22 protein-coding genes and 2 pseudogenes are annotated in these 26,045 nt (G+C 56.0%); 11 read left to right on the top strand and 13 right to left on the bottom strand.

What is annotated here, in order from left to right; all coding sequences use genetic code 11:
• Nucleotides 1-46: 46 nt before the first annotated feature.
• The 3 genes from dctP to AO726_RS09255 all read right to left on the bottom strand — a co-directional run bounded on the left by dctP (nt 47) and on the right by AO726_RS09255 (nt 2,782).
• Entirely contained in the window at nt 47-1,030 is a 984-nt protein-coding gene (gene dctP / locus AO726_RS09265; protein WP_058067775.1) for a TRAP transporter substrate-binding protein DctP, read from the bottom strand.
• Nucleotides 1,031-1,109: 79 nt separating this feature from the next.
• Nucleotides 1,110-1,460 (bottom strand): RidA family protein, encoded by a 351-nt coding sequence (locus AO726_RS09260; protein ID WP_058067774.1) that lies wholly within the window; start codon nt 1,458-1,460, stop codon nt 1,110-1,112.
• Nucleotides 1,460-2,782: an NAD(P)/FAD-dependent oxidoreductase gene (locus AO726_RS09255; RefSeq protein WP_058067773.1), complete on the bottom strand. Its 1,323-nt coding sequence runs from the start codon at nt 2,780-2,782 to the stop codon at nt 1,460-1,462. Before AO726_RS09255 ends, AO726_RS09260 begins: the two co-directional genes overlap by 1 nt.
• Nucleotides 2,783-2,930: 148 nt before the next feature.
• Here AO726_RS09255 and AO726_RS09250 point away from each other — a divergent pair, with 148 nt between their 5' ends.
• The 5 genes and pseudogenes from AO726_RS09250 to AO726_RS09230 all read left to right on the top strand — a co-directional run bounded on the left by AO726_RS09250 (nt 2,931) and on the right by AO726_RS09230 (nt 9,691).
• The gene (locus tag AO726_RS09250; protein WP_082629098.1) at nt 2,931-3,824 is read left to right on the top strand and encodes a LysR substrate-binding domain-containing protein; all 894 of its coding nucleotides are present in this window, start codon (nt 2,931-2,933) and stop codon (nt 3,822-3,824) included.
• Between the two features lie 311 nt (nt 3,825-4,135).
• Entirely contained in the window at nt 4,136-5,974 is a 1,839-nt protein-coding gene (ilvD, locus tag AO726_RS09245; RefSeq protein ID WP_058067771.1) for a dihydroxy-acid dehydratase, read from the top strand.
• 231 nt (nt 5,975-6,205) lie between these two features.
• A pseudogene (locus AO726_RS09240) lies at nt 6,206-7,285 on the top strand (type I restriction endonuclease).
• Nucleotides 7,286-7,512: 227 nt separating this feature from the next.
• Complete coding sequence (locus tag AO726_RS09235; protein ID WP_058067770.1) at nt 7,513-9,249, top strand: dipeptidase; 1,737 nt, start codon at nt 7,513-7,515, stop codon at nt 9,247-9,249.
• Between the two features lie 67 nt (nt 9,250-9,316).
• On the top strand, nt 9,317-9,691 hold the full coding sequence (locus AO726_RS09230) for a hypothetical protein (RefSeq protein ID WP_058067769.1): 375 nt from the start codon (nt 9,317-9,319) through the stop codon (nt 9,689-9,691).
• 161 nt (nt 9,692-9,852) lie between these two features.
• Here the strand turns inward: AO726_RS09230 and AO726_RS09225 are convergent, their stop codons facing one another.
• Nucleotides 9,853-11,085: an NRAMP family divalent metal transporter gene (locus AO726_RS09225; RefSeq protein WP_058067768.1), complete on the bottom strand. Its 1,233-nt coding sequence runs from the start codon at nt 11,083-11,085 to the stop codon at nt 9,853-9,855.
• Between the two features lie 257 nt (nt 11,086-11,342).
• Here AO726_RS09225 and AO726_RS21260 point away from each other — a divergent pair.
• Nucleotides 11,343-11,667 (top strand): annotated as a pseudogene (locus AO726_RS21260) (alpha/beta fold hydrolase); the annotation flags it as partial.
• Between the two features lie 45 nt (nt 11,668-11,712).
• Nucleotides 11,713-12,234, top strand: a complete 522-nt coding sequence (locus AO726_RS09220) for a M15 family metallopeptidase (protein WP_058067767.1) — start codon at nt 11,713-11,715, stop codon at nt 12,232-12,234.
• A gap of 81 nt (nt 12,235-12,315) precedes the next feature.
• Here the strand turns inward: AO726_RS09220 and AO726_RS09215 are convergent, their stop codons facing one another.
• The 4 genes from AO726_RS09215 to AO726_RS09200 all read right to left on the bottom strand — a co-directional run bounded on the left by AO726_RS09215 (nt 12,316) and on the right by AO726_RS09200 (nt 15,403).
• Nucleotides 12,316-13,452: a DUF3472 domain-containing protein gene (locus AO726_RS09215; RefSeq protein ID WP_082629097.1), complete on the bottom strand. Its 1,137-nt coding sequence runs from the start codon at nt 13,450-13,452 to the stop codon at nt 12,316-12,318.
• 286 nt (nt 13,453-13,738) lie between these two features.
• Nucleotides 13,739-14,005 carry a dihydrofolate reductase gene (locus tag AO726_RS09210; RefSeq protein ID WP_058067765.1) on the bottom strand — a complete coding sequence of 89 codons (267 nt, stop codon included), beginning with the start codon at nt 14,003-14,005 and terminating at the stop codon, nt 13,739-13,741.
• 117 nt (nt 14,006-14,122) lie between these two features.
• Nucleotides 14,123-14,581 (bottom strand): TylF/MycF/NovP-related O-methyltransferase, encoded by a 459-nt coding sequence (locus tag AO726_RS09205; protein WP_206542508.1) that lies wholly within the window; start codon nt 14,579-14,581, stop codon nt 14,123-14,125.
• 297 nt (nt 14,582-14,878) lie between these two features.
• Nucleotides 14,879-15,403: a dihydrofolate reductase gene (locus tag AO726_RS09200; RefSeq protein ID WP_058067995.1), complete on the bottom strand. Its 525-nt coding sequence runs from the start codon at nt 15,401-15,403 to the stop codon at nt 14,879-14,881.
• A gap of 138 nt (nt 15,404-15,541) precedes the next feature.
• Here AO726_RS09200 and AO726_RS09195 point away from each other — a divergent pair, with 138 nt between their 5' ends.
• Nucleotides 15,542-16,675 carry a glycerophosphodiester phosphodiesterase gene (locus AO726_RS09195; protein WP_058067764.1) on the top strand — a complete coding sequence of 378 codons (1,134 nt, stop codon included), beginning with the start codon at nt 15,542-15,544 and terminating at the stop codon, nt 16,673-16,675.
• Between the two features lie 36 nt (nt 16,676-16,711).
• Here AO726_RS09195 and AO726_RS09190 read toward each other — a convergent pair whose 3' ends face one another.
• A complete protein-coding gene (locus AO726_RS09190) occupies nt 16,712-17,044 on the bottom strand; it encodes a hypothetical protein (RefSeq protein WP_058067763.1) in 333 nt (110 codons plus the stop codon).
• Between the two features lie 149 nt (nt 17,045-17,193).
• On the opposite strand from AO726_RS09190, the gene AO726_RS09185 reads away from it, so the two are divergent.
• Together AO726_RS09185 and AO726_RS09180 are read left to right on the top strand one after the other, a co-directional pair.
• Nucleotides 17,194-18,576: a DUF2868 domain-containing protein gene (locus tag AO726_RS09185; protein ID WP_058067762.1), complete on the top strand. Its 1,383-nt coding sequence runs from the start codon at nt 17,194-17,196 to the stop codon at nt 18,574-18,576.
• Nucleotides 18,569-19,954: a GTPase/DUF3482 domain-containing protein gene (locus tag AO726_RS09180; protein ID WP_058067761.1), complete on the top strand. Its 1,386-nt coding sequence runs from the start codon at nt 18,569-18,571 to the stop codon at nt 19,952-19,954. Before AO726_RS09185 ends, AO726_RS09180 begins: the two co-directional genes overlap by 8 nt.
• A gap of 489 nt (nt 19,955-20,443) precedes the next feature.
• Here the strand turns inward: AO726_RS09180 and AO726_RS09175 are convergent, their stop codons facing one another.
• From AO726_RS09175 to AO726_RS09165, 3 genes are read right to left on the bottom strand one after another with little or no spacing between them, the layout of a single operon-like run.
• Nucleotides 20,444-21,238: a thymidylate synthase gene (locus AO726_RS09175; RefSeq protein ID WP_058067760.1), complete on the bottom strand. Its 795-nt coding sequence runs from the start codon at nt 21,236-21,238 to the stop codon at nt 20,444-20,446.
• Nucleotides 21,238-22,038 carry a prolipoprotein diacylglyceryl transferase gene (gene lgt, locus AO726_RS09170; RefSeq protein WP_058067759.1) on the bottom strand — a complete coding sequence of 267 codons (801 nt, stop codon included), beginning with the start codon at nt 22,036-22,038 and terminating at the stop codon, nt 21,238-21,240. Before lgt ends, AO726_RS09175 begins: the two co-directional genes overlap by 1 nt.
• A gap of 9 nt (nt 22,039-22,047) precedes the next feature.
• On the bottom strand, nt 22,048-22,830 hold the full coding sequence (locus AO726_RS09165) for a sulfite exporter TauE/SafE family protein (protein ID WP_058067758.1): 783 nt from the start codon (nt 22,828-22,830) through the stop codon (nt 22,048-22,050).
• Nucleotides 22,831-22,986: 156 nt separating this feature from the next.
• Between AO726_RS09165 and AO726_RS09160 the strand changes: the two genes are divergently transcribed.
• Nucleotides 22,987-23,745 carry an NRDE family protein gene (locus AO726_RS09160; protein ID WP_058067757.1) on the top strand — a complete coding sequence of 253 codons (759 nt, stop codon included), beginning with the start codon at nt 22,987-22,989 and terminating at the stop codon, nt 23,743-23,745.
• A 9-nt stretch (nt 23,746-23,754) separates the two neighbouring features.
• Here AO726_RS09160 and ptsP read toward each other — a convergent pair whose 3' ends face one another.
• A complete protein-coding gene (gene ptsP, locus AO726_RS09155; protein WP_058067756.1) occupies nt 23,755-26,034 on the bottom strand; it encodes a phosphoenolpyruvate--protein phosphotransferase in 2,280 nt (759 codons plus the stop codon).
• Nucleotides 26,035-26,045 lie beyond the last annotated feature (11 nt).

Raw genomic sequence — 26,045 nt, 5'->3', positions numbered from 1 at the left:
ACGTGACACCCTAGCGAAGGGGCGCGAACGCCCCTCCTGAGGAAAATTATTCAGCCAGCTTTTTCATGGTTTCTGCGCCATAGATTTTCTCTAGTTTCGGCCAGGTCACTTCTTTAGCGTGCTTGGAATAAGCGTCGAGTTGCTCAGGTGTTACTTCCAGGATTTTCACGCCGTGTTCAGCCAGTTTACGGGTGTATTCCTTCTCAACTTCTTCGTTAGCGTTCATACGCTCAGTGGCCAGGCGAACGGTGATAGATTGCAGCTCCACGCGTTGCTCTTCAGACAATTTGTTCCAGGCCTTCTCGCTCACCAGCCAGGCGCGAACGTCAAACCAGTTGTTGATTGGCCAATAGTATTTGATGGCATCACGCATGGTTTCGTAGTTCAGGATCGACGAGCCGCCGGTCCAGCCGTCCGCTACACCAGTCTGAATAGCCGAGTAGGTGTCGGACCATGGGATAGAAACGCTTTTGAAGCCCACATCTTTGATCGGCTCAGCGAATACGGCCAGCGGGGGAACGCGAATCAGCACATCGCTCTTGTCGCTGGCAGGGTCTTGCAGGCCGCTAGCAGGCACCTTGTTCATGCCCAGACCGCCAAAACCGGCTGGTTGGAAGGCCAGCAGTTTGACGCCCAGCTTCTCGTTGAGTTGAGCCATTTCCTTGAACAGGAAGCTGTCGTTGGAATAGATGCGACGGGCTTCGTTCCAGTCTTTGGCCAGGTAAGGAATGTACGGCAGCTCCAAATTGCGGTCGAACTGACTCGGAATGGTGATCAGCGCCATCTCGATGCTGCCGCGGCGTAGCTCCTCGTACACTTGGGTGTAGTCACCCAGTTGGTTGGCCGGAAAAATGCGGACCTTAACGTCGCTATCGGTCTTATCTTCGAACTCTTTCTTGAGCACTAGCATGTCGCGAGTGTCGTCGGAGTCGTTGCCATATTGACCAGCCAGTTTCAGGGTCAGCGCATGGGCAGGCAAAGCTGCCAAAGCGGTGGTCATCAGTGCAAAAATGCAGGCATTGAGTTTCATACTACAACCTCTTGTCATTGTTATCGGTGTACAACAGACCGCCCGTTATGGGGCGGCACTTTTACAGCGTCTGGGTTTATTAAGTGCGGTAGGCGAAGGCTTGAACCTCGATCAGGTAGCCACCGCTGACCAGTTGGCTACCTACACAGGCGCGTACCGGTTTAGCCACGCCATTGAGCCATTGTTCGTAGACTTCATTCATGGCGCTGAAATCATCCATATCAGCCAGCCAAATCTGAATTCGGGTCAGGTCCTCCTTTCTTGCGCCGACTTCTGCCAGCAGTGCGTCGATTGCGTCGAGTGCCTGCTGGGTTTGGCCTTTGATACCTTCTGAGGTGTCGTGGGCCACTTGCCCGGCGGTCTCAATATGGGAGCCAAAGCACACAACCTGCGACATGCGTGCTGATTCTTGATAGCGGGTAATGCTCATCAGATGTCGCCCCCTGCGTTACGGGATTCATATTTGAGGCGAATCCGGGCACCGATAGTGCGCAGTGGATCCGGCGGCACCCAGCTGGGCTGGCTGTGCGCGAGGATGAAATCCAGTTCGGCACTGGATTTCTGATTGATGTAGTCGGCCATGTAGTAGCCCAGGTAAGTGCCCTTGGCCACGCCTACGCCATTACAACCGCCGACAACATAAAGCTCGTCACCGCAGTCCATAAATACCGATTGGTGATTCAACGTCATGCACAGCATGCCGCCCCAGGTGTACTGGAAAACCATGTGGGCGAGCTTGGGAAAGCGTCGTTCAAAAGAGCGACGATGTTGCTGCCACGCTGCGTCCAGACCATGCACGTTACTGCTCAGCTGCGGCTCAAAATCCAGCACGTTGCGGATGAATATCCGCCGGTCGTTGGTCAGGCGCACAGTGGTGCCAGCCGGGTGTGCAGAGGTCAGGCCCCATGGCTCCACACCGTTGAAGCAGGCCTGATAATCACTGTCGCTGAGCGGCTCGGTGAGGCTGGCGTAGGTGAACACTGGCGCCAGTCGGTTTTGTACCTGACCAAATTCCTCGCTGAACGAGTTAGTGGTCTGGATCAGGCAGCGGCTGCGAATTTCGCCACCTACGCTACGCACTACATGGGTCGAACCATATTCACACGCGATAATCGGACTTTGCTCGAACACCCGCACATTGGCCGGCAGGGCCTTAGCCACACCACGTACCAGTGATGAGGGGTTCATCAAAATGTTGTCTGGGGTATAGATCGCCCGCTGATAATACTCAGTCCCCAAGCGGCGCTTGAGCTCAGCGCTTGAAAGGTCTTCGTACTTGAAGCGGTTGTTGCGCAGGGTTGTGACAAAGCTGTCGAGCCCTTCGAGGTTGCTGGTCTCATGCGCGGCCATGTATTTACCCGCATGGTGCCAGTTGCAATCAATCGAATGACGCTCTTTGAACTCCCGCAGGCGCGAGATGGAAAAAGTGTTGAGCCGATAGAGCATTTGGTCGTGCTCAATATCCGGCTTACCTGCATCCAGATTGTGCGGCAGGTCGATGATGAAACCAGCATTGCGCCCCGAGGTGCCTTGCCCTACACGCAGTGCATCGACCAACGCGATGCGTGCATCAGGGTTCAGTTCTGCTAGTCGGTGAGCCAGGGAGAGACCGGTATAACCTGCACCGATAATGGTGATATCGGCGTGCTGGACACCTTTGAGGCGTTCACCAAACACTTCATCTTTACCGGGGGAGGTTTCGTACCAGCCCAGATCACCATCAATTTTTGGAAATTTTTTTATTGTCTGCATAAATCGACTCCACGTGCATGACGTGACATTAGGTCTTGCCAGTAGAGTCGGACAAACGATATTACGGCATACATGCATGACGATTTGGAATACCCTAACCTAAACAACAGGCAGTCCAATCGCCCAAATACGCGTTACAGAGCCTCCCATGATTACAAATCCATCTGGTCTACCGCCACTACATTCCTTGACCTACTTTGAATCAGTAGGGCGTTTACTCAGCTTCACTCAAGCTGCCAGAGAGCTTTGCGTCACCCAGAGCGCGGTGAGCAAGCAGGTGCGTAACCTGGAGGACAGCCTCGGGTTTCCCCTATTTGAGCGAGCGAGAAATGGCCTGCGCCTAACCCCTGCCGGAAGTGAGCTGCTGGCTGCTTCCCAGCCTCTGCTGCTTGCCCTCAAACAAAGCGTGGCGCGCATCCGCCAATCCCATGCCGGCAATTCGGTCAGCGTGATTTGTACTCAAGCGGTCGCCCACTACTGGCTGGTGCCACGCATTGAGCTGTTCAATCAGGTTATGCCGGGCGTCACGGTCAACATCATGTCGACCAACGATATGGATTTCAGCCGCTGCGCGGATTTTGATTTCGGCATTCTTTATGGTGATGGCGATTGGCCGGGACTGGAAAAATCCAAGCTGTTTGACGAAGTGGTTTACCCCATCTGCGGCCCGCAATTCACATGCCCCGACATCGAGAACCCCGCTGATCTGCTGAAACTCCGCCTGATCCAGCTTGATCCGGAGCAATGGCGTTGGATGAACTGGGCTGACTGGTTCAAGCACTTCGAGTGCCCCTACACTCCGCCGTCTAATATGCTGATCTACAATCAGGTCACCCTGACCCTGAATGCCTGTGCACGGGGCCAAGGCGTAGCACTGGGTTGGGACTTCATGCTGCGGGAAATGCTCGAGGCCGGGCAAGTCCGGCGCTTAGGTCCGTTCCAATACCGTACAGGACGTGCCGACTATTTAGTGCATAGGCGCAATAAACCGCTCAATGCTGTTGCTACAGCTTTCAAAGAACTGATTCTTAAAAGCCTGTGAGCATTGCGAGTAAATGATTAAGTAGTAACCCGAACCAAGGCGCACAGAAGAGTGCGTCCATGTTCGTCACTTGCCCTTTCGACCTCAACCCAATAAGGATTAAACTTCCCAATCCCTGCCCCATCCCAGGCGGACATGCAGCCCGGCCACGCCAGCGCCCACCCCGCGCCACGCCTTGCCCCGGCCCGACCGATGCACACATGCATTGCCTTAGGCCCGAACCCGGCTCAACATACGCACCGTCAAACCGTGCCTGTACCGCGCCAACGCCTGAGCGCGTGACCTGATTAGCCTTTGCAGGATTTAAAGCCATGCCAGATTATCGTTCCAAGACCTCCACCCAAGGCCGCAACATGGCCGGTGCCCGCGCCCTGTGGCGTGCAACCGGGATGAAGGACGAAGACTTCAAAAAACCGATCATCGCCGTAGCCAACTCCTTCACCCAGTTCGTACCGGGCCACGTGCACCTGAAAGACCTGGGCCAACTGGTTGCCCGCGAGATCGAAAAAGCTGGCGGCGTGGCAAAAGAATTCAACACCATCGCAGTCGACGACGGCATCGCCATGGGCCACGACGGCATGCTGTACTCCCTGCCGAGCCGCGAAATCATCGCCGACTCTGTGGAATACATGGTCAACGCCCACTGCGCTGACGCCATCGTCTGTATCTCCAACTGCGACAAAATCACCCCCGGCATGCTGATGGCTGCCCTGCGCCTGAACATCCCGGTGATCTTCGTATCCGGCGGCCCGATGGAAGCCGGTAAAACCAAACTGGCCAGCCACGGTCTGGACTTGGTTGACGCCATGGTGATCGCCGCCGACAGCAGCGCCAGCGATGAAAAAGTCGCCGAATACGAGCGCAGCGCCTGCCCGACGTGCGGCAGCTGCTCCGGCATGTTCACCGCCAACTCCATGAACTGCCTGACCGAGGCGCTGGGCTTGTCCCTGCCGGGCAACGGCTCGATGCTGGCCACCCATAGCGACCGCGAACAGCTGTTCCTGCAAGCAGGCCGCACCATCGTTGAACTGTGCAAGCGCTACTACGGCGAAGGCGACGAATCCGTTCTGCCACGCAACATCGCCAACTTCAAGGCGTTCGAAAACGCCATGACTCTGGACATCGCCATGGGCGGTTCCACCAACACCATCCTGCACCTGCTGGCTGCTGCCCAAGAGGCTGAAGTGCCATTCGACCTGCGCGATATCGACCGTCTGTCCCGCAAGGTTCCGCAGCTGTGCAAAGTGGCGCCGAACATCCAGAAGTACCACATGGAAGACGTGCACCGCGCCGGTGGCATCATCTCCATCCTCGGCGAACTGGCCCGTGGCGGCCTGCTGCACACTGATGTCAGTACCGTACACAGCCGCACCATGGCCGATGCCATTGCCAAGTTCGACATCACCCAAACCAACGACGAAGCCGTACACACCTTCTTCCGCGCAGGCCCGGCCGGCATCCCGACGCAAACCGCTTTCAGCCAGAGCACCCGCTGGGAAACGCTGGACGCTGACCGCGAGAACGGCTGCATCCGCTCTGTCGAGCACGCCTACTCCAAAGAAGGCGGCCTGGCCGTGCTGTACGGCAACATCGCCCTCGACGGCTGCGTGGTGAAAACCGCCGGCGTGGACGAGTCCATCCTCGTTTTCGAAGGCAACGCCAAAATCTACGAAAGCCAGGACAGCGCCGTACGCGGCATCCTCGCGGACGAAGTGAAAGAAGGCGACATCGTCATCATCCGCTACGAAGGCCCGAAAGGCGGCCCGGGCATGCAGGAAATGCTCTACCCGACCTCCTACCTGAAGTCCAAAGGTCTCGGCAAAGCCTGCGCTCTGCTGACTGACGGCCGCTTCTCCGGCGGCACATCTGGCCTGTCCATCGGCCACGCCTCACCAGAAGCAGCTGCTGGCGGTGCAATCGGCCTGGTGCAGGACGGCGACAAAGTGCTGATCGACATCCCGAACCGCAGCATCAACCTGCTGATCAGTGACGAAGAACTCGCCGCCCGCCGTGTTGAGCAGGACAAAAAAGGCTGGAAACCAGCCGAACAGCGTCCACGTAAAGTCACCACCGCCCTCAAAGCCTACGCCCTGCTGGCCACCAGCGCGGATAAAGGTGCGGTACGTAATAAGGCGTTTCTGGACGGCTAAGGCTGGTTTAGTAGCGTGAATAAGAAACCCGGCTTAGGCCGGGTTTATTTATTTGAGAGACGATGTAACCATCATGCAGTGAAACATCCAAGTTAGACAGCTCTCCTCAAAAATAACGACTTCACACTCCGTTACGTTATTCCACTCCCCTTCGTGTAGCTGTTGACATCCCACATATCAAAATGACATCAATATGTACGATGGTGCATTTTTATAACTGAGGATGCTGCAATGGAATTTGCTGAAAAACTGAACAGCTTATCTGTCAAAGTTCGCCAACAGAGTGCCTCAATTCAGACAGAAGAAGCCACCAAGAACGCACTTATCATGCCATTCATACACGCGGTGCTTGGATATGATGTGTTCGATCCGTCTGAAGTAATCCCTGAATACGTCTGCGATATTGGAACGAAAAAGGGCGAAAAGATCGATTATGCAATCTTAAAGGACGGCGACATCCAGATACTCATCGAGTGTAAAAAACTTGGCGAGCAGCTCTCTCTAAATCATGCCAGCCAACTTTTTCGGTACTTCCACGTTACCAATGCTCGTATAGCCATACTGACAAACGGCAGAGTCTATAAATTCTTCACTGATCTCGATGCACCGAACAAAATGGATGAGCGGCCATTTTTAGAACTAGATCTTCTAGACATCGATGAACACGTGGTTCCTGAACTGCTGAAACTGACTAAAACTGCATTTGATGTCGAATCCATCGTGAATGCAGCTGGCGAACTTAAATACGTTAGCCAAATTAAAAAACTTCTTACACGCCTACTAACAAACCCAGATGAAGATTTCATTAGGTTTGTAGCATCTCGAGTATACGAAGGAGTAGTTACACAAAAAGTTCGAGAACTATTCTCTTAGTTGACTCGAAAGGCTTCTACCCAGTTTTTAAACGACCAAGCTAATGATCGTTTAAAGTCAGCAATCAGCGGTACTGCAACCGTATCAATTCCCCTAGTGGAAAATATTGACCTTACTCCTGTTGAGACTGAGCAGGCAGGCTGCGAGAAAATTGTCACCACTGAGGAAGAAATAGAAGGCTTTATGATTGTTAAAGCCATTGTAAGAAGCGCCGTAGACGTTAAGCGAGTAGCGATTCGTGACAATCAAAGCTACTGTGGCGTACTACTTGACGACAACAATCGCAAACCAATCTGTCGTTTACATTTCAATCGCAGCCAGAAATATCTAGGAATATTTGACGTAGAAAAAAATGAAACGCGTATTCCTATAAACTCAGTAGATGACATCTACTCATATTCAGAAAAATTGATTGATACTGTTAATTCCTATCTGTAAGTAAAAGCAGCTCAGGCCTCTTACGATTATGGCCTGAGCTGTGTTTTGAACGTTTGTCTATTCAGACTATCGCCTTGGCTGGCATATATTTCCTACACAGCCCACGTTCATACCCTACTAACTCTATTCTTAAAAATTCGGAGAAAACCCCGCAACCATCGCCGCTCAAGTGGTAAGTTCACTCTTGTGTCTTTCACGACCCCCCACCTCTGCAAAGGAATGCCTCTATGGAACTGCGCTTCAAACCGCTGGCTCTGACTGCCCTACTGTTCAGCTCGTTTTTCACCCTCTCCACCGCCTACGCCAATCTGACGCCCGAGCAAAGCGCTGCGATTATTCAGGGCGTTAAGGCCAGCTCGCCTACTGACTTCAAAGCCTTTCTGAATCAGGTCAGCCAACTGAATCTGAGTAAAGATGTACAGCTAGCCAGCAGCATCAACGCCTACCTGAATAAGCAGTCATTAACCACAGATCAGCAGCATGAGATTTACCGCCTGCTCGGCCTGTACGCTCGGGTCAAATACAGCGCGGCGGCGCTGGAGCAGTTGACCCAACTGGTGGCAATTCCCACTGCACGGGTTGAGGGTGTGGAGCAGCATGAGAACCCCGAGTTTCACCGCATTGCCAAACACATTGAGCAGCTGGCCCAATCTCTGGGCCTGAGCTTCCGCAATATTGATAACCGGGTTTATGAAGTCTCTCTGCCCGGCACCGGTAAGGAGGTTGTTGGCCTGCATGTGCATGCCGATGTAGTGCCGGCTAACCCGGCCAACTGGGTGCTGGAAGATGGCACCAAGCTTGATCCCTACAAGGTGACGCAGATTGGTGACCGTCTGTATGGGCGCGGCACTCAGGACGATAAAAACGGCATCGTCGTGGCGCTGTATGCGATGAAGGTGATCAAGGATGAGCAGCTACCGCTGGCCCGCAGCTTCAAGCTGCTGATTGATACCACCGAAGAAACGACCGGCGATGCCATCCCCTACTACTTTGCCCGCAACCCAATGCCGGACTACAACCTAGCCCTTGATGGCAGCTACCCGGTGGTGATTGCCGAGAAAGGCTACGGCACGGTAATGGCCGAGTTTGCCCGCCGCCCGGCGACAGGCAAAGGCGCAGAAATCATTGCCCTCACAGGTGGGCTGGCGACCAATCAGATTCCGTCTAAATCTGTCGCCACCTTTGTCACTGATCAACCAGAACAACTGGCAGCCCAACTGCAAGCAGCCGGTAAAGACTATGCGAGTCGTAATGGCGGCGATTTCAGCGTCAGTGCTGAAGTTATCAACAAGCAGGTACACCTCACCGTCACTGGCGTATCCGCTCACTCCTCCAAACCGCAAACCGGAGTAAACCCGGTGGCGCGCATGCTCGACCTGCTCGCCGGGCTGGAGCCGAAAGTGGCGCTTAAACACAACCACATCACCGATGCCGCCCGTTATGCCGCCGACAACTGGGGCCTGGATTACTTTGGAAATAAGCTGGGAGTGGCTTTTAGCGACGACTTTATGGGCCCGCTGACTGCATCCCTGACCTATGTGGGGCTGGACGATAAAAGCCTGAAACTGGCGGTGAACCTGCGCGTACCTAAAGGCAAAACACCGGAGCAGTTGCAACAGGAGATCGCAGACAAACTCAAGCAATGGCAACAGCAAAGCGGCGTGGTGCTGGCTCTGGATTACAAAATCGCCGAGCCGATGTACCGCAACCCGAACGGTGAATGGGTCAAAGCGCTTCTGAGTGTGGCCAGTGAAAACCTGGGGTTGCCTTCGGAGTTCGGCAGCTCATCCGGCGCCACCTCGGTGCACGAGCTGCCTAACGGAGTGCAATTCGGCCTAGCGCGCCCGGACGAAAAATACACAGGCCATACCGATGGCGAATTCAAAACGCTGGAACAATTCCAACTTGATCTGCAAATCGTTACGGAAATGATTGGGCGGATTGGCCAGTTGCCAGAGCTTTAACAGTTGTGCCTGCTTCTGCTACGGCTGAAGCAGGCTCTCATAGGGACAAGAATTATTGGCATGTCACATGAAAAAGTCGGTTAACAGCCCAAATAAAACGTACAAACCTAACAAATTAACAGCAAAGCAAAGAGCATTCGCAGCGGTTACCTCCACCATACTTTTTGCATTTTCAGCGTATGCCCTTTACGCCCAGAAAATATCTTTCTCATATACAAAAATCGGCTGGAACAAGAAAACGCACTACATTGTGTATTCAGGTAATGAGTTGATCCTTCTTGTAATAAGCTGCACATTGGTAGCGGCCTACTTTCTGTTAAAACTCATCGACCATTACGACGAGCGCCAGAATGAATGGAAATATGAGCTATTCGGTAATCTCTGCCTTTGCATCGGTATGGCACTGATGTTTATAAGTTATATCGTCGGACATAAATATTGACGGTAATAGCGCGTTGAAATCGCTCTCAGAGTCCTCATTTGCTGCATTAGAGCTGAGCTTCTTCGAGCGATTTCGCCTTGTCTGACCTCTGCTTGGCAACCTTCTGTACAGAGCCTGACCAGGACGCCAGTTAAGTTCGCAATGCCATTGTATTAAGCGAATCAACTCCCAATCACAAACGCAAATATCGCTCCGGCTGATTTAAACGCCATATACCAAGACAACACGCAGGTCATCACGCCCAGCACCAGCAACCAGCGCGGGTAGTGGTAGCCATCGAGAAGATCAGCTCGCCGCCAGCCCACATACATAAAGATGCTCAGGCCTAGTGGCAGGATCAGACCGTTAAAACCGCCCGCAAACACCAACAGTGCCGCTGGTGGTTTGCCGAGCGCCAGATAGGCAACCAGTGCGATCAGAATGAAGCCGACTGTTGTCAGATGACGTCCACGCTCGGTGATGTTTACCGAGAACACGGTAATAAACGACATCGACGTGTAAGACGCGCCGATCACACTGCTGATGCCTGCCGCCCACAGCACCAGCCCGAACGCCATCAAGCCGATCTTGCCTGCCGTTGCGCCGAATGCCTGTGCAGCTGGGTTGGCAGCCTGGCTGGAGACATCAATCACCACACCACTGGCGACCACGCCCAGAATGGCGAGAAACAGCACATAACGCACAACGCCGGTCACCAGAATGCCTGTCAGCGCCGCCTTGGATACCGCCTCAATGTTTTCCACGCCTACCGTGCCGCGATCCAGCAAGCGATGCGCACCGGCATAGGTGATGTAGCCACCAACTGTGCCTCCGACAATGGTGGTGATCGCCGCAAAATCCACAAACTCTGGCCACACCGTCTGGCGCAGCGCCTCGCCTAGTGGCGGATGAGAGGCAAAGGCGGCGAAGGCAATCAGGCCGACCTTAACCAGCCCCAGAGCCATCATGATGCGATCCATGGCAATGCCTGCCCGGTGCGAAGTGAATATGCCAATTGCCAATAAGGCGCTCAGCGCACCGCCCCATAGCGGGTCCAGACCGACCAGTGCATTAAGCCCCAAACCAGCTCCGGCGATATTACCGATGCTGAATACCAGCCCGCCGAATATCACCAGCACGGCGAGTAAATAACCACTGCCAGGCACAGCACGGTTGGCCAGTTCGGCGGCACGCATGCGGCTCAGGGTGACGATGCGCCAGACATTCAGCTGCACCACAAAGTCGATCAGGATCGAGGCCAGAATGCCAAACGCAAATGCCGCACCGAGAGTTGCGGTGAACGTGGCTGTTTGGGTTAGAAATCCGGGGCCGATGGCTGAAGTCGCCATCATAAAAATCGCGGCAATCAACGACGCCCGTCGTGATTGCGCAAACGCTTGAGGAGGGTTTGCCATGCCATCATTCCTTTGATGAAAGAGCACACATCAAAGCAAATTACGGGCCGCAGCACGATGAAAAGTCGATGGCTGATCGGACAATTGCACTTATGCACTGTTCCAATCTGCAATACGCCGTACAACACCCGCCTGTCTGCGCACAGAAACCGCTAAGAACTCCCGTCCACTTACCCAGTCCGTAGGTGAACAACCTTCCTAGAGTGACCTCTGTGCAGTTAAAGCGAGCCGAGAAGATTGCTCATTCCACCGCTTCCATGCTGGCCGCTCTGAACAAAGGCCCAGGCCACCGTCTTCTCGCGTAGAACTCGGCGATGATCTACAGCATGATTTTCACCCAACCGGTGTACTACGAACTGCCTGCTCTCGAGGCACCTACGATCCTGATGATCGGTGATGTCGCCCCACGGCAATTGGCAGTGATATAGCGCCAGCTGAGGTCAAAGCGAAGATCGGCCACTACAAAACGCCATGATTCCGGGCTCACGCCTGATCGAACGCCCCGGCATGGGCCATGCGCCACAGATGGAGGATCCGGCAGGGTTTAATAAAAGCCTGATCGAGGCATTACGTGAGGACTGAGCCTGAACAGTTCGATTTCTACTCAATCTGCAGCCGAGGTACCCGATGAACTCTGCACGCCTTCATCACTTTGCTCAGGAGTTCGGTGTTCCAGATGACTTTTTCCTGTGTCGCCAAGTGCTTGAGTACGAGGAAGCTGAACAGCTAGTCACCGCCGCAACAAATGCTGATGGACGGGAGCACAGGCTAAGCCCCGAAGCAGCCAAGGCTTGGAAAGAAATGCACGCAGCAGCCCTGAACTCAGGTATTTCGCTGTTTATCGTGTCGGCGTTTCGCAGCGTGCAGCGGCAGGCCGAACTGATTCGTCGCAAGCTCGCGGCCGGTCAGTCCATTACGGAGGTTCTTTCGGTCTCGGCACTCCCCGGTTGCAGCGAGCATCACACCGGGAACGCAGTTGATGTTGGCACTGCTGGTTACGCCCTGCTTGAAACAGAGTTTGAACAATCCCCAGCCTTCGCCTGGCTCACGGATAACGCAGCAAGCTTCGGTTTTTACCTGTCGTTTCCACGAGGAAATCCTTATGGATACAACTTTGAACCGTGGCATTGGTGCTATCGGAAAGGCTGATCTCAGCAATCCTCCACTCGGGCCCTGGCAGTTCAGGCTGGCAGGAAAAGCAGTCTTCATCGACTGCCTTTCCTGCCCCTATCACAGCGGCACAACCTGCCATTTCTGATTATCTGAACCGACACAGGCTTCCAACGTCGTGTCGGAGCCGCGGCCCACTGCAGTAATACACCTGTTATTGCCGATATTACGGATCAATCCATTTTCCACTGACCAGTCACTGTAATTATTCTGAGCATTCTTACAGCTGATCACTTTGATACCACTGGAACCATCCAGGCATAAATTATCGGCAGTGACGAGTTTGTTATCAGTACCGCTTCTCACCCAGCCCTGGTTTTTGCCGTTATTACAGCTATAGGTGATCACAGCATTCCCCTCAGCCAGCCCAGACTTGATATCCAGGCACGCGCCGGCGTTAGTAATCGCCCCGCGAACAGACTGCCCCAGAGCATTCTCCTGCACACTTCCAGCACTGATCTGAGTCACCCTGGAGATATCTGAACAGGTTGTGGAGTTACTGACGCTGCTGATACTGGCCGTAATCGTATTATTGCCCTGCGTTCCCTGCGGCACAGCAAACGTGGCTTTACTGTACGGTTGGCTACGGCAGGTGGCCTTCGGGCTGTTCCATTCAAAGTACTCAGCCCAGTTGACCATACCGTTTGCCGAAATGCGCCGGGCAGAGGTCTTGATACTTCCCAGGACAAACGAAGTGTTGCTGCTCAGGTCGGTCACCGTGGCGGTCAGCCAGGAGTCCTCCGAGTAAGCCAGCGTAAACTGGTAGGTGTGCCCCTCCTGCCAGTCCAGATGCAGACGGCAACTTCTGCCCTCACCTTCACCCGAGAACGTCACACAGTAGCTGTTGGCACTGCCAGGTCTGGCTTCGGTGGTATCCCAGGCGGAGAAGAGAAATGTCCGCGCACTACCGCCATTACTCTGCAATCCGGCATAAGCACCGGAGGCAGTTCCAACTAAAGTGAACTGATTGGACCAATAAACACTGGAGCTGTAGCCAGGATCTTTATCCACAGTAATCGCGAACTTTACCGAATCAAAACCCTGATTAACATTCACTCCTGAAGTACTGAGAAATCGATAATTGGTATAAGTCCCGGGGGTTTCTCCCAAATCTGCAGCACATGCTGTAGTACTTAAGCTCATGATAGAAATAATCGGCAGTAGCATAACTACTGAAAGTTTCAATACACGGTTCATCACGTCAACTCCTTTTAACGGTATACGCCGGTGGTTTGAATCTACCGAATGGATTTAAGCATCCAGCTTATTCTCGCTGCAAATACATATTCAAGGCCGTATAAATAAACAGACAAACATGAACAAAAGAGCCAATCACTCACCAATCCACATGCACTTAAGTACACAAATAAGAGCCACAAAATAAAACACTAAGTTCGGCGTTAAACAACTGAATAAACAACTTAAAAGATGAGCTAAACACGTCAATCAACCAGGAAGAAACATGAACATCAGTCTTGTTAGGTTAAGGGTCCATAGTCCTGGCAGAAACTGCTGCGCGACACTGCAGCAGGCGATTACTTACACTCCCAAACCTCAAGCCCGGCGTTTCCACATCAGCAGCATGTTCAATGGCTGAGGCCAGATGCCAGCCCTGCTCCGGCACCTCGGGGAAAAAGGCATCCGCCAGCGGGCTCAGCAGCACACGGGGCGGATACAAACGGTCAGCCAGGGACAAGCCAAGCTCATAGAGTTGCGCGCCAACAATCACGGCTCCTCTGTCAGCGCCCATTCCTGGACACGCTATATGTAGGCCTCCAGCGCAGTGCCAAAAGCAGGGCGAGCACGCCCTCGCACAACGAGTAGAGGACGAAGAGGCTGTCAATACCGCACGGTACACTCGAAGCGGTTATGTGGGGTTCACATGACAGAGGAAGGCCCGCGACGCTGCACCATAGGCAAACCAGGTTTCAAGCTGAATGCCGCTGGCCTCGGTGAACTCCCGCAAGGCACGTCGCTGGCCAGCCTGGTTGTCGGCTCGGAACAGGTCATAGTCGTCGCACGGCAGCACCGAGCCCTGGACCAAGCGTGGGCCAATCAAGCACAGGGCGTCACGTGTCGAAGCATGTAAATCACAATCTAGGTGGACGATCGCCGCCGGGCGATCGCCAATTCTGTCAGCGTTGTCGGCGAACAGACCTGGCACCAACTGCAGCTCCGGGGCCTGGAGGCCGACCGCTCGGCAACGCGCCGTGGCGATTTCGATGCCTGCCCTGAAGGAACCGCTGGCCAAGGTGTCATCGCCCTCGTCATTCTGCGGCATCCCGGGAAAGGTATCGAAACCGTAGAAGCTGGGACGACTTGACATGAAGGTACTCACCGAGCCTCTGCGTTCGAACGGCAAGTCGGTCGAATAGTCCAGATGTTTGCGGCACTGCCGGTAAGACAGCTAGGCACTCACCAAGCTAGAGCCTTGATATACGCCAAACTCGTAATAGTCGCCGCTGACATGACTGGCGTGCACATACGCCCAAGCCCGGTGCATGGCACCATGCACATCGTTACACTGCAGATGCCAGCGGGCACGTAAGCGCCAATACAGGAGTCTGAGCCTATCAATATGAGCGCGCACGTGGTGTCTCCTGAGGTTTGGCAGAGAAGTAGGTTAGCGACGTTCCCAGACTTCGAACACGTAGCCCGGTGTTTCCACATCAGCAGCATGTTCAATGGCGGAAGCCAGATGCCAGTCCTGCTCCGGCACCTCGGGGAAAAAGGCATCTCCCTGCGGACTCAGCAGCACACGGGTCAGATACAAGCGGTCAGCCTGAGACAAGCCAAGCTCGTAGAGTTGCGCGCCACCGATCAACATCACTTCTTCGGAATCCTCTGCCAGCCCCCATTCCTGAGCGCGTTGTACGGCAGCATCCAGCGAGGTGAAGACCTCCGCGCCTTCAAGCTGCAGACCCGCTTGGCGAGTGACTACCAGATTCAACCGACCCGGCAGCGGCCGACCGAGAGAATCCCAGGTTTTGCGGCCCATGATGATCGGCTTGCCGAGAGTCAGCGCCTTAAAGTGTTTGAGGTCCGCCGGCAAATGCCATGGCAACTGATTGTCGCGGCCAATCACACGGTTTTCGGCGAGGGCGGCGATAAGAGAGAGAGGGAGTGTCTTGTTCATGCGGGCAAGCATATCAGAGGGCTTGTTCAGCTCGCAGCCTACCTTTCGTTCATCCCCGCACATCGGCATGACGCCATTGCCAAACTGTCATTGTGACGTCACCTTCTGTCTGCACACTGCCTGATAGCCACCAAGCAAGGATTCGCTTTTATGAAACACCTCGCCCGCTCCGCTCTATGTTTGTTCCTGTTCACGGCTTCGGCAAGCGCACTGGCTGACCCAGTCAATAAAGCCATCCGATGGGCCAATCAGCACCCCAGCGCCAGCACGGGGACACAACACACTGAACAGAAACCTCTGATCATCGGTCACCGCGGTGCCAGTGGTTATGTTCCGGAGCACACACTGGCCTCCTACGCACTGGCCGTGTTGCAGGGCTCGGACTACATCGAGCCGGATCTGGTCATGAGCAAGGACGGTGTTCTACTGGCTCGACATGACAACGAGCTGGGACTGACTACTGACGTCTCCAATCACCCTGAGTTTGCCGACCGTAAGCGCACCCAGAATATCGACGGACAAAACCTTACTGGTTGGTTCAGTGAAGACTTCACGCTGGCGGAGCTGAAAACCCTGCGCGCCATTGAGCGCATCCCGACTATCCGTCCCGGCAATGCACGCTTGGATGGCACATTCGAGATCCCGACACTGCAGGAAATCATCAATCTGGTGAAAAGCCTGGAGATCAGCCAGCGCCGCAGCATCGGCCTGTACATTGAGACCAAGCACCCGACCCACTTCCAGCAACTTGGTCTGGCACTTGAGCGCCCTCTGCTCAAGGTTCTGCGCAAGAACGGTTACGACACACCAAAAGCTCCGGTTTACATCCAGTCCTTTGAAGTGGACAACCTGAAGTTCCTGAGCACACAGACCAAAATTCCGCTGATCCAACTGCTCGAAGCCCAAGGACAGCCGTTTGACCAGCTGAGCTCCGGCAGCAAACTGACTTATGCACAGATGGTTACACCGGCTGGTCTGCGCAACATCGCCCGCTACGCGGCTGGAATAGGACCTGAAAAAGGACAAGTCATCCCGCGTGACGCCAACGGCAATCTGGGCTCACCGACCACACTGGTCCGGGACGCCCACGCCGCCCGGCTTAAAGTGCACCCGTACACCTTCCGTGCAGAAAATAACTTTCTGCCAACCGACCTGCGCAAAGGCGATGCCCCGCAAGACCGTGGCGATATCAACACAGAGATCAAACGCTTCCTTGATGCAGGCATAGACGGACTGTTCATCGACCAGCCAGATATTGCTGTGCGCCTACGCCAGCAGCACTGAGGGCAATAACGTACGGTGCTGCACACAGCACCGTACTTACGGGCAAGTCAGGCGTGAATAGCCGTTCTTTTCAATCGATCGCTGTTTGAGATCCTGGCAAAGCCTGCGGTCACGCTCCTGCATCGCATCAATGGATGGATTCCCGGTTTTCTCCAGTGGCGTGTCAGTACTGCCAAACGTCACCGGTGGCGACTCTGGCTGGATGTTGAAGCGCGGTGTGTTTTCAACAGACTCCACTACAGTTGTTGCAGGCAGCTCATCGGGTTGCACGCCATAGCGTTGCAACAGTGAATCTGACGACAAATCTTCCGCTGATGCGCCACACATCCCTAGCATCAACACCAACGGCAACATTCCTCGTTTAGCCATCTGTCCCTCCCCCTTCCCTGACTCAAAAAACATTCATTACAAACACGGCAGACATGAGTGATATAGCGCTTTTTGCTATGTTTGCCGCTTAACAGACTCGTATGCCCGGACAAAATTCATCCGGCGGTACAGATGTCTCAGGAGGAAATTTGACTGACACCAAGCGCTCCGAGCTCACCTCGCTCTGGCTGACTGAAGCCATTCGCCTGCGTGAAGAGCAGGCTGGCCTGCTTGAAGACAGCGAAGCCAACCGCCATGCCCAAGTGCAAGGCGGCGACCTGACTGAACGCATTCAGACCCGCGCCCTTTTTCTTGCTCAGCGTGACGGCCAACAGCAAGGACTCCTGCATTGGCTGCAAGGTGCCAGGCTGGCCGGCATGCTTTTGCTGCTGGTGGCAATCATCACTGGCAGCGGTCTTGCCGTTGCTGCACTGGGCGACGGCCAGCGGCCGGTTAATGTGTTCTGGGCGCTGGGCAGCCTGCTTGGCCTCAACTGGCTGATGCTGCTGGCATGGGCGTTGGGCCTGTTCGCCCGTGACAGTAGCAATGCCTTGGGCCGGCTATGGTTGTGGCTCAGCGAAAAGCTGGCCCGCGATGCTCAGGCTGCACAACTGGCGCCGGCACTGATGCTGCTCCTGCAACGCCAGCGTGTTGGACGCTGGGGCGTCGGCCTGCTGAGCCACGCTTTCTGGCTGGTCACTTCGCTGTCAGCACTGATCACCCTGCTGATCCTGCTGGCCACACGGCGCTATGGTTTTGTCTGGGAAAGTACCCTGCTCAGCAGCGACACATTTATCGCCCTGACTCATAGCATCGGCCAGCTGCCTGCCCTGGTTGGCTTCACCCTGCCGGATGCCGAGCTGATCCGCGCCAGCGGCGACAACCCAATCAGCAACGAAGGCGCGCGGCAAATCTGGGCGCACTGGCTGGTGGGCGTCTTGATCATCTACGGCCTGCTGCCACGCCTGCTATTGAGTCTGCTGTGTGCCTGGCGCTGGCGGCGCGGCACCACCAATCTGCAGTTGGACCTCAGCCTACCCGGCTATAGCCTGCTGCGCGAACGCCTGCAACCGAGCAGCGAACGCCTGGGCGTATGTGACGCCGATCCGGGCCAGCTGTATCAACCTCAGGCTGGTCAGCATGATCAGGCTAGCGACGGCTCACTGATCGTAGCGATCGAGCTGGACCCGCAACGCCCATGGCCGCCCGCTCTGCCGAAAGGCATCAGTGATGCCGGCGTCATCGACAGCCGTGAGCAGCGCCGCCAGTTACTGGATCAACTCGCCCGTTTCCCAGCCAAGCGCCTGCTGATCACCTGCGACCCGCGACGCTCGCCGGACCGTGGCACGCTCGCGCTGATTGGCGAACTGGCCCGCAACGCCTCGGCAACGCGGGTCTGGCTGCTGCAACCACCGCAGGGCGAAGCCCTCGACAGTCAGCGCCTTGGTGACTGGCATCAGGCGCTGGATCAGCTCGGCCTGCCCCATAGCGACAGCGCGCCGCTAACCTGGTTGGAGTCCGGCCATGATTGAAGCCCTGAAACTGGCCGTGGTCGGCCACACCAACGTCGGCAAAACCTCGCTGCTACGAACTCTGACCCGTGATGTCGGCTTCGGCAAAGTCTCCCATCGTCCCAGCACAACACGACATGTGGAGGGCGCGCGGCTGTCAGTGGATGGCGAGGCCCTGCTTGAGCTGTACGACACGCCGGGGTTAGAAGACGCCATCGCCCTGCTCGACTATCTGGAGCAACTGGATCGTCCCGGCGAAAGACTGGACGGCCCGGCGCGGCTGGAGCGTTTCCTCGCAGGCAGTGAAGCGAGGCAACGCTTCGAGCAGGAGGCAAAAGTCCTGCGCCAACTGCTGACTTCAGACGCTGGCCTGTACGTAATCGATGCCCGCGAGCCGGTGCTGGCCAAGTACCGCGACGAGCTGGCCGTACTGACCATGTGTGGCCGCCCACTGCTGCCGGTGCTCAACTTTGTCAGCGGCCATCAGCACCGTGAACAGGAATGGCGCGAGGCGCTGGCGCGTATCGGCCTGCATGCCCTGGTTGGCTTCGACAGCGTGGCACCACCTGTGGATGGCGAGCGTCGCCTGTACGACAGCCTTGCCCTACTGCTGGAAAAGGCTCGTCCGCAGTTGCAGCGCCTGATCGACGATCATCAAGCCCAGCGGCAGATGCGCCGCGACAGCGGCACCCGCCTGATCGCCGAACTGTTGATGGACGTCGCCGCGTGCCGCCGTAGCGTCGCAACCGAAGGCAACCTTGAGCAGAGCGCGATCAGCGACCTGCACCAAAGCATCCGCAAGCGCGAGCAGCAGTGTGTGGAAGCCTTGCTGCGTCTATACGCTTTCCGCAAAGAAGACGCCAAGGCAGGCGACCTGCCGCTGCTCGATGGTCGCTGGGGCAACGACCTGTTCAACCCGGAAACCCTCAAACAGCTCGGCATCAAAGTCGGCGGCGGTATGGCTGCCGGAGCGGCCACTGGCGTCGGTATTGATCTGCTGGTGGGCGGCGTCACCCTAGGCGCAGCCGCAGCACTGGGTGCGATCATTGGCGGCAGCGCACAAACCTTGCGCAACTATGGCTCGCGCCTCAAAGGCAAACTCAAAGGCCAACGCGAACTGACCGTGGACGACGCCGTACTGCGCCTGCTCGCCGTGCGCCAGCAGCAACTGTTGCAGGCATTGGAAGCACGCGGTCACGCAGCCTATGAAGCCATCAAGGTAGACATGCCGCAGGAGCAAAACTGGCGCGAAGGCAAACTGCCCGAAGCCCTTAACAAAGCCCGCGCCCACCCGGAATGGTCATCCCTAAACCCCAGAGCCCAGCTGCAAGACAGCGAACGCCAGGCATTGTTGGAGCAACTCAGCGCAACCTTCATCCACGCGGAGCAGACTGCTTAAAATTTTTCTGAAGAGCTGATGACACACCCTTAAGTGTGCATATCAATCTCCTGAGTCCCGAGATTGGGAACCCATTAAATTTTTGTGCGTGACGATGACACACGAAAAGTGGCCATTAAGTGGGTGTCCCTTAAATCAATCGGGATACCCCAAGTGCGTAAACAGTCAATCAAGTTTCTCACCTCTCTTATCAGCGCTCTACTGAGCGGTTTTCTGCTTCTATTGGTGGAAAAAGTGCTCACGCCACCACCTCTGCCCCCCCCTACTGCTGGTTCCCCATTGCTCCTCTCCAATATCAAGCCACCGTCGAAAAGGAGCAGAAGTAGACTTAGCCGTGATGAGGCCGTACATGCTGCGGGGGGGCCTGACTTAAATCAGCCGAGCTGGGGCTGCTCATCACAGGCAATTTCGTCCCGCAGACTGACAACCGCTCAAAAACAAAAAGGGCGGAACCGCCCAGCGATTCCGCCCTTTTCAATACCGCTGCAATCAGACGGCAACAGGCGCCGCGATATGCGGATGGGCCTCATAACCCACCAGCTCGAAGTCTTCAAAGCGGAAGTCAAACAAGTCTTTAACCTCTGGATTCAGCTTCATCGTCGGCAACGGCAGCGGTTCGCGAGTCAGCTGCAAATCGGTCTGCTCGATATGGTTGGCGTACAGGTGGCAGTCACCGCCGGTCCAAATAAAGTCCCCCGGCTGCAGACCGCACACCTGAGCAATCATCAGGGTCAGTAACGCATAACTGGCGATGTTGAACGGCACGCCGAGGAAGATGTCCGCCGAGCGCTGATAAAGCTGACAGCTCAACTTGCCGTCCGCCACGTAGAACTGGAACAGCGCATGGCAAGGCGGCAGCGCCATCTGATCCACCAGCGCAGGGTTCCACGCTGACACGATTAGGCGACGGGAGTCAGGATTGGTTTTGATCATCTGGATCAGTTTGCTGATCTGGTCGATCGACTCGCCATTAGGTGCTGGCCAGCTGCGCCACTGATAGCCGTAAACCGGACCGAGATCGCCGTTTTCATCGGCCCACTCGTCCCAGATGCGCACACCGTTTTCCTTCAGGTACTTGATATTGGTATCGCCCTTCAGGAACCACAGCAGCTCATGAATGATGGATTTCAGGTGGCACTTCTTGGTGGTCACCAGCGGGAAGCCATCGGCCAAGTTAAAGCGCATCTGATGGGCAAACACGCTGTAAGTGCCAGTACCAGTGCGGTCGCTCTTGAACGTGCCGGTCTCACGAACCAGACGCATCAAGTCGAGATACTGTTTCATTACGCGACTCCTTGGACGTAAGCGTTTTTACGGTAGGCGTACACAATCAGGCCGATACCGCCAACAATCATAGGCAGACACAACACCTGGCCCATGGTCAGCCAGTTGAACGCCAGATATCCCAGCTGAGCATCCGGCACGCGGACGAACTCAACGATAAAACGGAAGATGCCATAGCACAGGGCAAACACACCGGAGACAGCCATAGTCGGCCGTGGTTTGCGCGAGTAGAACCAAAGAATCAGGAACAGCGCGACACCTTCCAGTGCAAACTGGTACAGCTGCGACGGATGACGCGCCAGCGGCCCTCCGGTGGGGAACACCATCGCCCATGGAACATCACTGACCTTGCCCCACAACTCGCCGTTGATGAAGTTACCGATACGGCCAGCACCCAGCCCAATTGGCACCAGCGGCGCGATAAAGTCCATCAGCTCGAAGAAACCCTTGTTGTTACGCTTGGCAAACAGCCAAGACGCCAGCAGCACACCGATCAAGCCGCCGTGGAAGGACATCCCACCTTCCCAAATACGCAAAACCTTGGCCGGTTCAGCGATATACGCTGCCAGATCGTAAAACAGCACATAACCCAGACGGCCACCGAGAATCACCCCCAGCGCCACCCAGAACACCAGATCAGAGAGCTTTTCCTTATTCCAGCTCGGGTCAAAGCGGGCGAGACGACGCGACGCCAGCAACCAAGCACCACCAATACCAATCAGGTACATCAGGCCGTACCAGTGAATTTGCAGCGGCCCCAGCGACAACGCTACAGGGTCGATCTGTGGATAAGGCAGCATTTCAATACCTCAAATCAGGAAGCTAAGGCCCACGCTGAATAACAGCAGGGCAAACAGGCGCTTGAGTAGCTTGGGCGACAACTTATGTGCCAAGCGTGCCCCAAAACGGGCAAAAAACATGCTCGGAACGGCAATCCCCACCAGTGCTGGCAAATACACAAAGCCAACGCTCCACTGTGGCAACTCCGGCTTACCCCAGCCCAGCCAGACAAAACTCAGCGCACTGGCGACAGCAATCGGCAGACCGCAAGCCGCCGACGTGGCCACTGCCTTCTGCATCGGCACACTGCGCCAGCTCAGAAACGGAACAGTCAGCGAGCCTCCACCGATACCAAAAATGGCCGAGGCCCAACCAATCACACCACCGGCACCAACCAAGCCCGGTTTGCCTGGGACATCCCGACTGGCCTTGGGTTTCAAATCCAACGCCATCTGGATGGCGATAATGATGGCGAAGACACCGATGATCTTCTGCAGCATCGGACCTTTAATAGCGGCTGCAGTCGCTGCTCCGACACCGGCACCAAGCAAGATACCGACAGTCATCCATGCGAAAACAGGCCACAAGACAGCACCTTTACGGTGGTGTTCGAGCACGGAATTTATGGAGGTGAAGATGATCGTGGCCAGCGATGTACCGACTGCAAGATGGGTCAGCACCTCGGTTGGAACGCCCTGAGCAGTAAAGCTCAGCACTAGCACCGGCACGATAATGATGCCGCCGCCGACGCCGAACAACCCGGCCAATGTTCCGGCAGCTGCTCCCAGCAGCAAATACAACAACAGTTCCATAACCACCCCCCGCATTTGATGCGGCATGGTAACGGATCGACATCCGCCACTCCACTTCCGGCGGATGTACGCAGCCTCTGGGTTTGCGTAAAGTGCCGGCAGTCTTGGCCGCAGCATGAAGCCCGGCCACACCAATAGCCCCAGTGAGTCGTGCTGATGTGCCTGATCGTCTTTGCCTGGCAACCCGGCCAGGCGCAACCGCTTATCGTCGCCGCCAACCGCGATGAGTTTTTCCCCCGCCCAAGCCAGCCCGCCGCGCCATGGCCAGATGCAGAGGGCGTGATCGCCGGACGAGATCTGCAAGCGGGAGGCACTTGGCTCGGCATTGGCCCTGATGGCCGCTTCGCCGCACTGACCAATATCCGTGACCTGGACTTGCCCCAAGGCCAGCACTCCAGAGGCGAATTGCCCGTTGCGTTTTTACGCAGCCAACTAACGCCAGAGTATTTTCTGCAGACGCTAGCCGATCCGCTGCAACACTACGGCGGCTTCAATCTGCTGGTGGGTAATCGTGATGAACTCTGGCACATGAACTCGCGTACCCAGCTGATCAGCCGCCTACAGCCGGGTATTTACGGGGTGTCCAATGCTGATCTGGATACGCCATGGCCCAAACTGCTGCGAGCCAAGCAAGCATTGCAGGAAGCCTTGCCAGAAGCCGATACGCAGCGCCTGTTTCAGTTGCTACAGGACTCACAACGCCCAGAGGATGCTGCACTGCCGCAAACCGGCGTCAGCCTGGAGATGGAGCGCCTTCTATCCAGCGTCTTTATCGCCACACCGGGCTACGGCACCCGCGCCAGCACGGTGTTGAAAGTACATGCCGACGGTAGCCGGGAACTGCATGAGCGCAGTTTCGGCCCTAACGGAGCGTTTCTGGGAGAGGTGCAGTTTAAACGACAGGCCGGGGACTGATCGCCGCGATCAGCCCTGAATATCCGAAGCCGGATTGATAATGCGTTCCAGCCCGAGATTACGCAGTGCCAGTTGCAGCGTACTGCGGATGACTTGCGGGTTATCGATGGCCATGACCTGCCCCAGCAGCTCTTTGGCCTTCTCCATGGAAACCTGACGCAGCAACCACTTCACCTTCGGCAGGTTGGTGGCGTTCATCGACAGCCCGTCGAAGCCCATCGCCATCAGCAGCAAAGCACAGGCCGGATCGCCCGCCATCTCACCGCAAATGGTCACAGGCTTGCCTTCGGCGTGGCCGCCTTCAACGATCTTGCACAGTGCCTGCAGCACCGCCGGATGGAGGAAGTCATACAAGTCGGCAACCCGAGGGTTGTTACGGTCGACCGCCAGCAAGTATTGAGTCAGGTCGTTGGAGCCGACCGACAAAAAGTCCACTTGCCGGGCCAGTTCGTGTATCTGATACACCGCTGCGGGGATTTCGATCATCACGCCGATTGGCGGCAGCGGCACATCCGTACCTTCGTCACGCACCTCACCCCAGGCACGGTGAATCAGGTGCAAGGCTTCTTCAAGCTCTTGAGTTCCGGAAATCATCGGCAGCAGGATGCGCAGGTTGTTCAGTCCCTCACTGGCCTTGAGCATGGCCCGGGCCTGAACCAGGAAGATTTCCGGGTGGTCGAGAGTCACGCGGATACCGCGCCAGCCGAGGAACGGGTTGTCTTCCTTGATCGGGAAATAGCTCAGCGCCTTGTCACCACCGATATCCAGGCTACGCATGGTCACCGGCAACGGGTGGAAGGCCTCCAGCTGTTCGCGATAAATCGCCAACTGTTCTTTCTCACTGGGGAAGCGCTCTTTGCCCATGAACGGCACTTCGGTGCGGTAAAGCCCCACCCCCTCAGCACCGCGCTCTTGGGCGCGTCTCACGTCTGCCAGCAGCCCAGTGTTGACCCACAGCGGCATGCGGTGGCCGTCCGGGGTTTCGCACGGTAACAGGCGCAGTGCATCGAGGCCACGCGCCAACTGGCGTTCCTCTTCCACCACCTCAGCGTACTGCTTACGCATGATCTCACTGGGGTTGGTGTACACATCACCGTGATAACCGTCGACGATCAGCTGGATGCCATCCACCTTGGAGTAAGGCAGATCCACCACACCCATAACTGTCGGAATACCCATGGCGCGGGCAAAAATTGCGACGTGGGAGTTCCCCGAACCCTGCACAGAAACCAAGCCGACTAACTTGCCTTCCGGCACCTCGCCCAACATCGACGGGGACAGCTCTTCGCTGACCAAAATGCAGTTGTCCGGATACACCAGCGCTTGCTGGTGAGCCTGCTGCAAATAGGCCAGCAGGCGGCGGCCCAGATCCCGCACATCACTGGCACGCTCACGCAGATAGGCATCATCCATCAGTTCGAAGCGGTTAACGTGCTCAGTCACCACCTGACGCAACGCACCTTGAGCCCACTGGCCAGTGCGGATGACCTTGACCACCTCGTTACCAAGGGCGGCGTCTTCCAGCATCATCAGGTAAACATCGAACAACGCGCGCTCTTCTGGGCGTAACTGCGCAGCCATCTTCGCCGAAAGTGCGCGCATATCATCACGAACACTCTCCAGCGCGCCACTGAATAGCTTCAGTTCGGCTTCAACATCATCAATCTGCTTATCCGGCACCACGTCCAGATCAGCTGGCGGCAGTACCACCACTGCAGTACCTACAGCCGCACCGGGCGAACCTGGCACACCGACAAACTTGGCTTCCTGAATGCCTTTGCCCTGACGACCAAGGCCACGGATCGAGCCGGTTGCTTCAGCGTGGGCAATAACCCCCGCGAGCTGGGCACTCATAGTCACCAGAAAGGCTTCTTCGCCCTCATCAAACTGGCGGCGCTCTTTCTGCTGTACAACTAACACGCCCATCACACGGCGATGGTGGATGATCGGCGCACCGAGGAAGGAGGCGTAACGCTCCTCGCCGGTTTCGGCGAAGTAGCGATAGCGGGGGTGTTCTGACGCATGTTCGAGGTTCAGCGGCTCCTCGCGGGTGCCGACCAAGCCGACAAGCCCCTCGTTAGGGGCCATGCTGACTTTGCCGATGGCGCGCTTATTCAGGCCTTCGGTGGCCATCAGAACGAAGCGGTGAGACTCCGGATCGAGCAGGTAGACCGAGCACACCTGAGTGCCCATGGCTGCGCGAACCCTTTGCACGATAATGCCCAACGCCGTCTTGAGGTCCTTGGCGGCGTTTACTTCCTGGACAATCTTGCGCAGCGTATTAAGCATTATTGGCTTTG

This window comes from Pseudomonas sp. TTU2014-080ASC, assembly GCF_001446935.1.
Lineage (GTDB): Bacteria > Pseudomonadota > Gammaproteobacteria > Pseudomonadales > Pseudomonadaceae > Aquipseudomonas.
This window is presented reverse-complemented; position numbering and strand designations above follow the sequence as displayed.

Bases quoted from the DNA above. Each gene is read 5' to 3' on its own strand.
- dctP (WP_058067775.1), bottom strand. From the start codon at position 1,030: ATGAAACTCAATGCCTGCATTTTTGCACTGATGACCACCGCTTTGGCA.
- AO726_RS09260 (WP_058067774.1), bottom strand. From the start codon at position 1,460: ATGAGCATTACCCGCTATCAAGAATCAGCACGCATGTCGCAGGTTGTG.
- AO726_RS09255 (WP_058067773.1), bottom strand. From the start codon at position 2,782: ATGCAGACAATAAAAAAATTTCCAAAAATTGATGGTGATCTGGGCTGG.
- AO726_RS09250 (WP_082629098.1), top strand. From the start codon at position 2,931: ATGATTACAAATCCATCTGGTCTACCGCCACTACATTCCTTGACCTAC.
- ilvD (WP_058067771.1), top strand. From the start codon at position 4,136: ATGCCAGATTATCGTTCCAAGACCTCCACCCAAGGCCGCAACATGGCC.
- AO726_RS09235 (WP_058067770.1), top strand. From the start codon at position 7,513: ATGGAACTGCGCTTCAAACCGCTGGCTCTGACTGCCCTACTGTTCAGC.
- AO726_RS09230 (WP_058067769.1), top strand. From the start codon at position 9,317: ATGAAAAAGTCGGTTAACAGCCCAAATAAAACGTACAAACCTAACAAA.
- AO726_RS09225 (WP_058067768.1), bottom strand. From the start codon at position 11,085: ATGGCAAACCCTCCTCAAGCGTTTGCGCAATCACGACGGGCGTCGTTG.
- AO726_RS09220 (WP_058067767.1), top strand. From the start codon at position 11,713: ATGAACTCTGCACGCCTTCATCACTTTGCTCAGGAGTTCGGTGTTCCA.
- AO726_RS09215 (WP_082629097.1), bottom strand. From the start codon at position 13,452: ATGAACCGTGTATTGAAACTTTCAGTAGTTATGCTACTGCCGATTATT.
- AO726_RS09210 (WP_058067765.1), bottom strand. From the start codon at position 14,005: ATGGGCGCTGACAGAGGAGCCGTGATTGTTGGCGCGCAACTCTATGAG.
- AO726_RS09205 (WP_206542508.1), bottom strand. From the start codon at position 14,581: ATGTCAAGTCGTCCCAGCTTCTACGGTTTCGATACCTTTCCCGGGATG.
- AO726_RS09200 (WP_058067995.1), bottom strand. From the start codon at position 15,403: ATGCTTGCCCGCATGAACAAGACACTCCCTCTCTCTCTTATCGCCGCC.
- AO726_RS09195 (WP_058067764.1), top strand. From the start codon at position 15,542: ATGAAACACCTCGCCCGCTCCGCTCTATGTTTGTTCCTGTTCACGGCT.
- AO726_RS09190 (WP_058067763.1), bottom strand. From the start codon at position 17,044: ATGGCTAAACGAGGAATGTTGCCGTTGGTGTTGATGCTAGGGATGTGT.
- AO726_RS09180 (WP_058067761.1), top strand. From the start codon at position 18,569: ATGATTGAAGCCCTGAAACTGGCCGTGGTCGGCCACACCAACGTCGGC.
- AO726_RS09175 (WP_058067760.1), bottom strand. From the start codon at position 21,238: ATGAAACAGTATCTCGACTTGATGCGTCTGGTTCGTGAGACCGGCACG.
- lgt (WP_058067759.1), bottom strand. From the start codon at position 22,038: ATGCTGCCTTATCCACAGATCGACCCTGTAGCGTTGTCGCTGGGGCCG.
- AO726_RS09165 (WP_058067758.1), bottom strand. From the start codon at position 22,830: ATGGAACTGTTGTTGTATTTGCTGCTGGGAGCAGCTGCCGGAACATTG.
- AO726_RS09160 (WP_058067757.1), top strand. From the start codon at position 22,987: ATGTGCCTGATCGTCTTTGCCTGGCAACCCGGCCAGGCGCAACCGCTT.
- ptsP (WP_058067756.1), bottom strand. From the start codon at position 26,034: ATGCTTAATACGCTGCGCAAGATTGTCCAGGAAGTAAACGCCGCCAAG.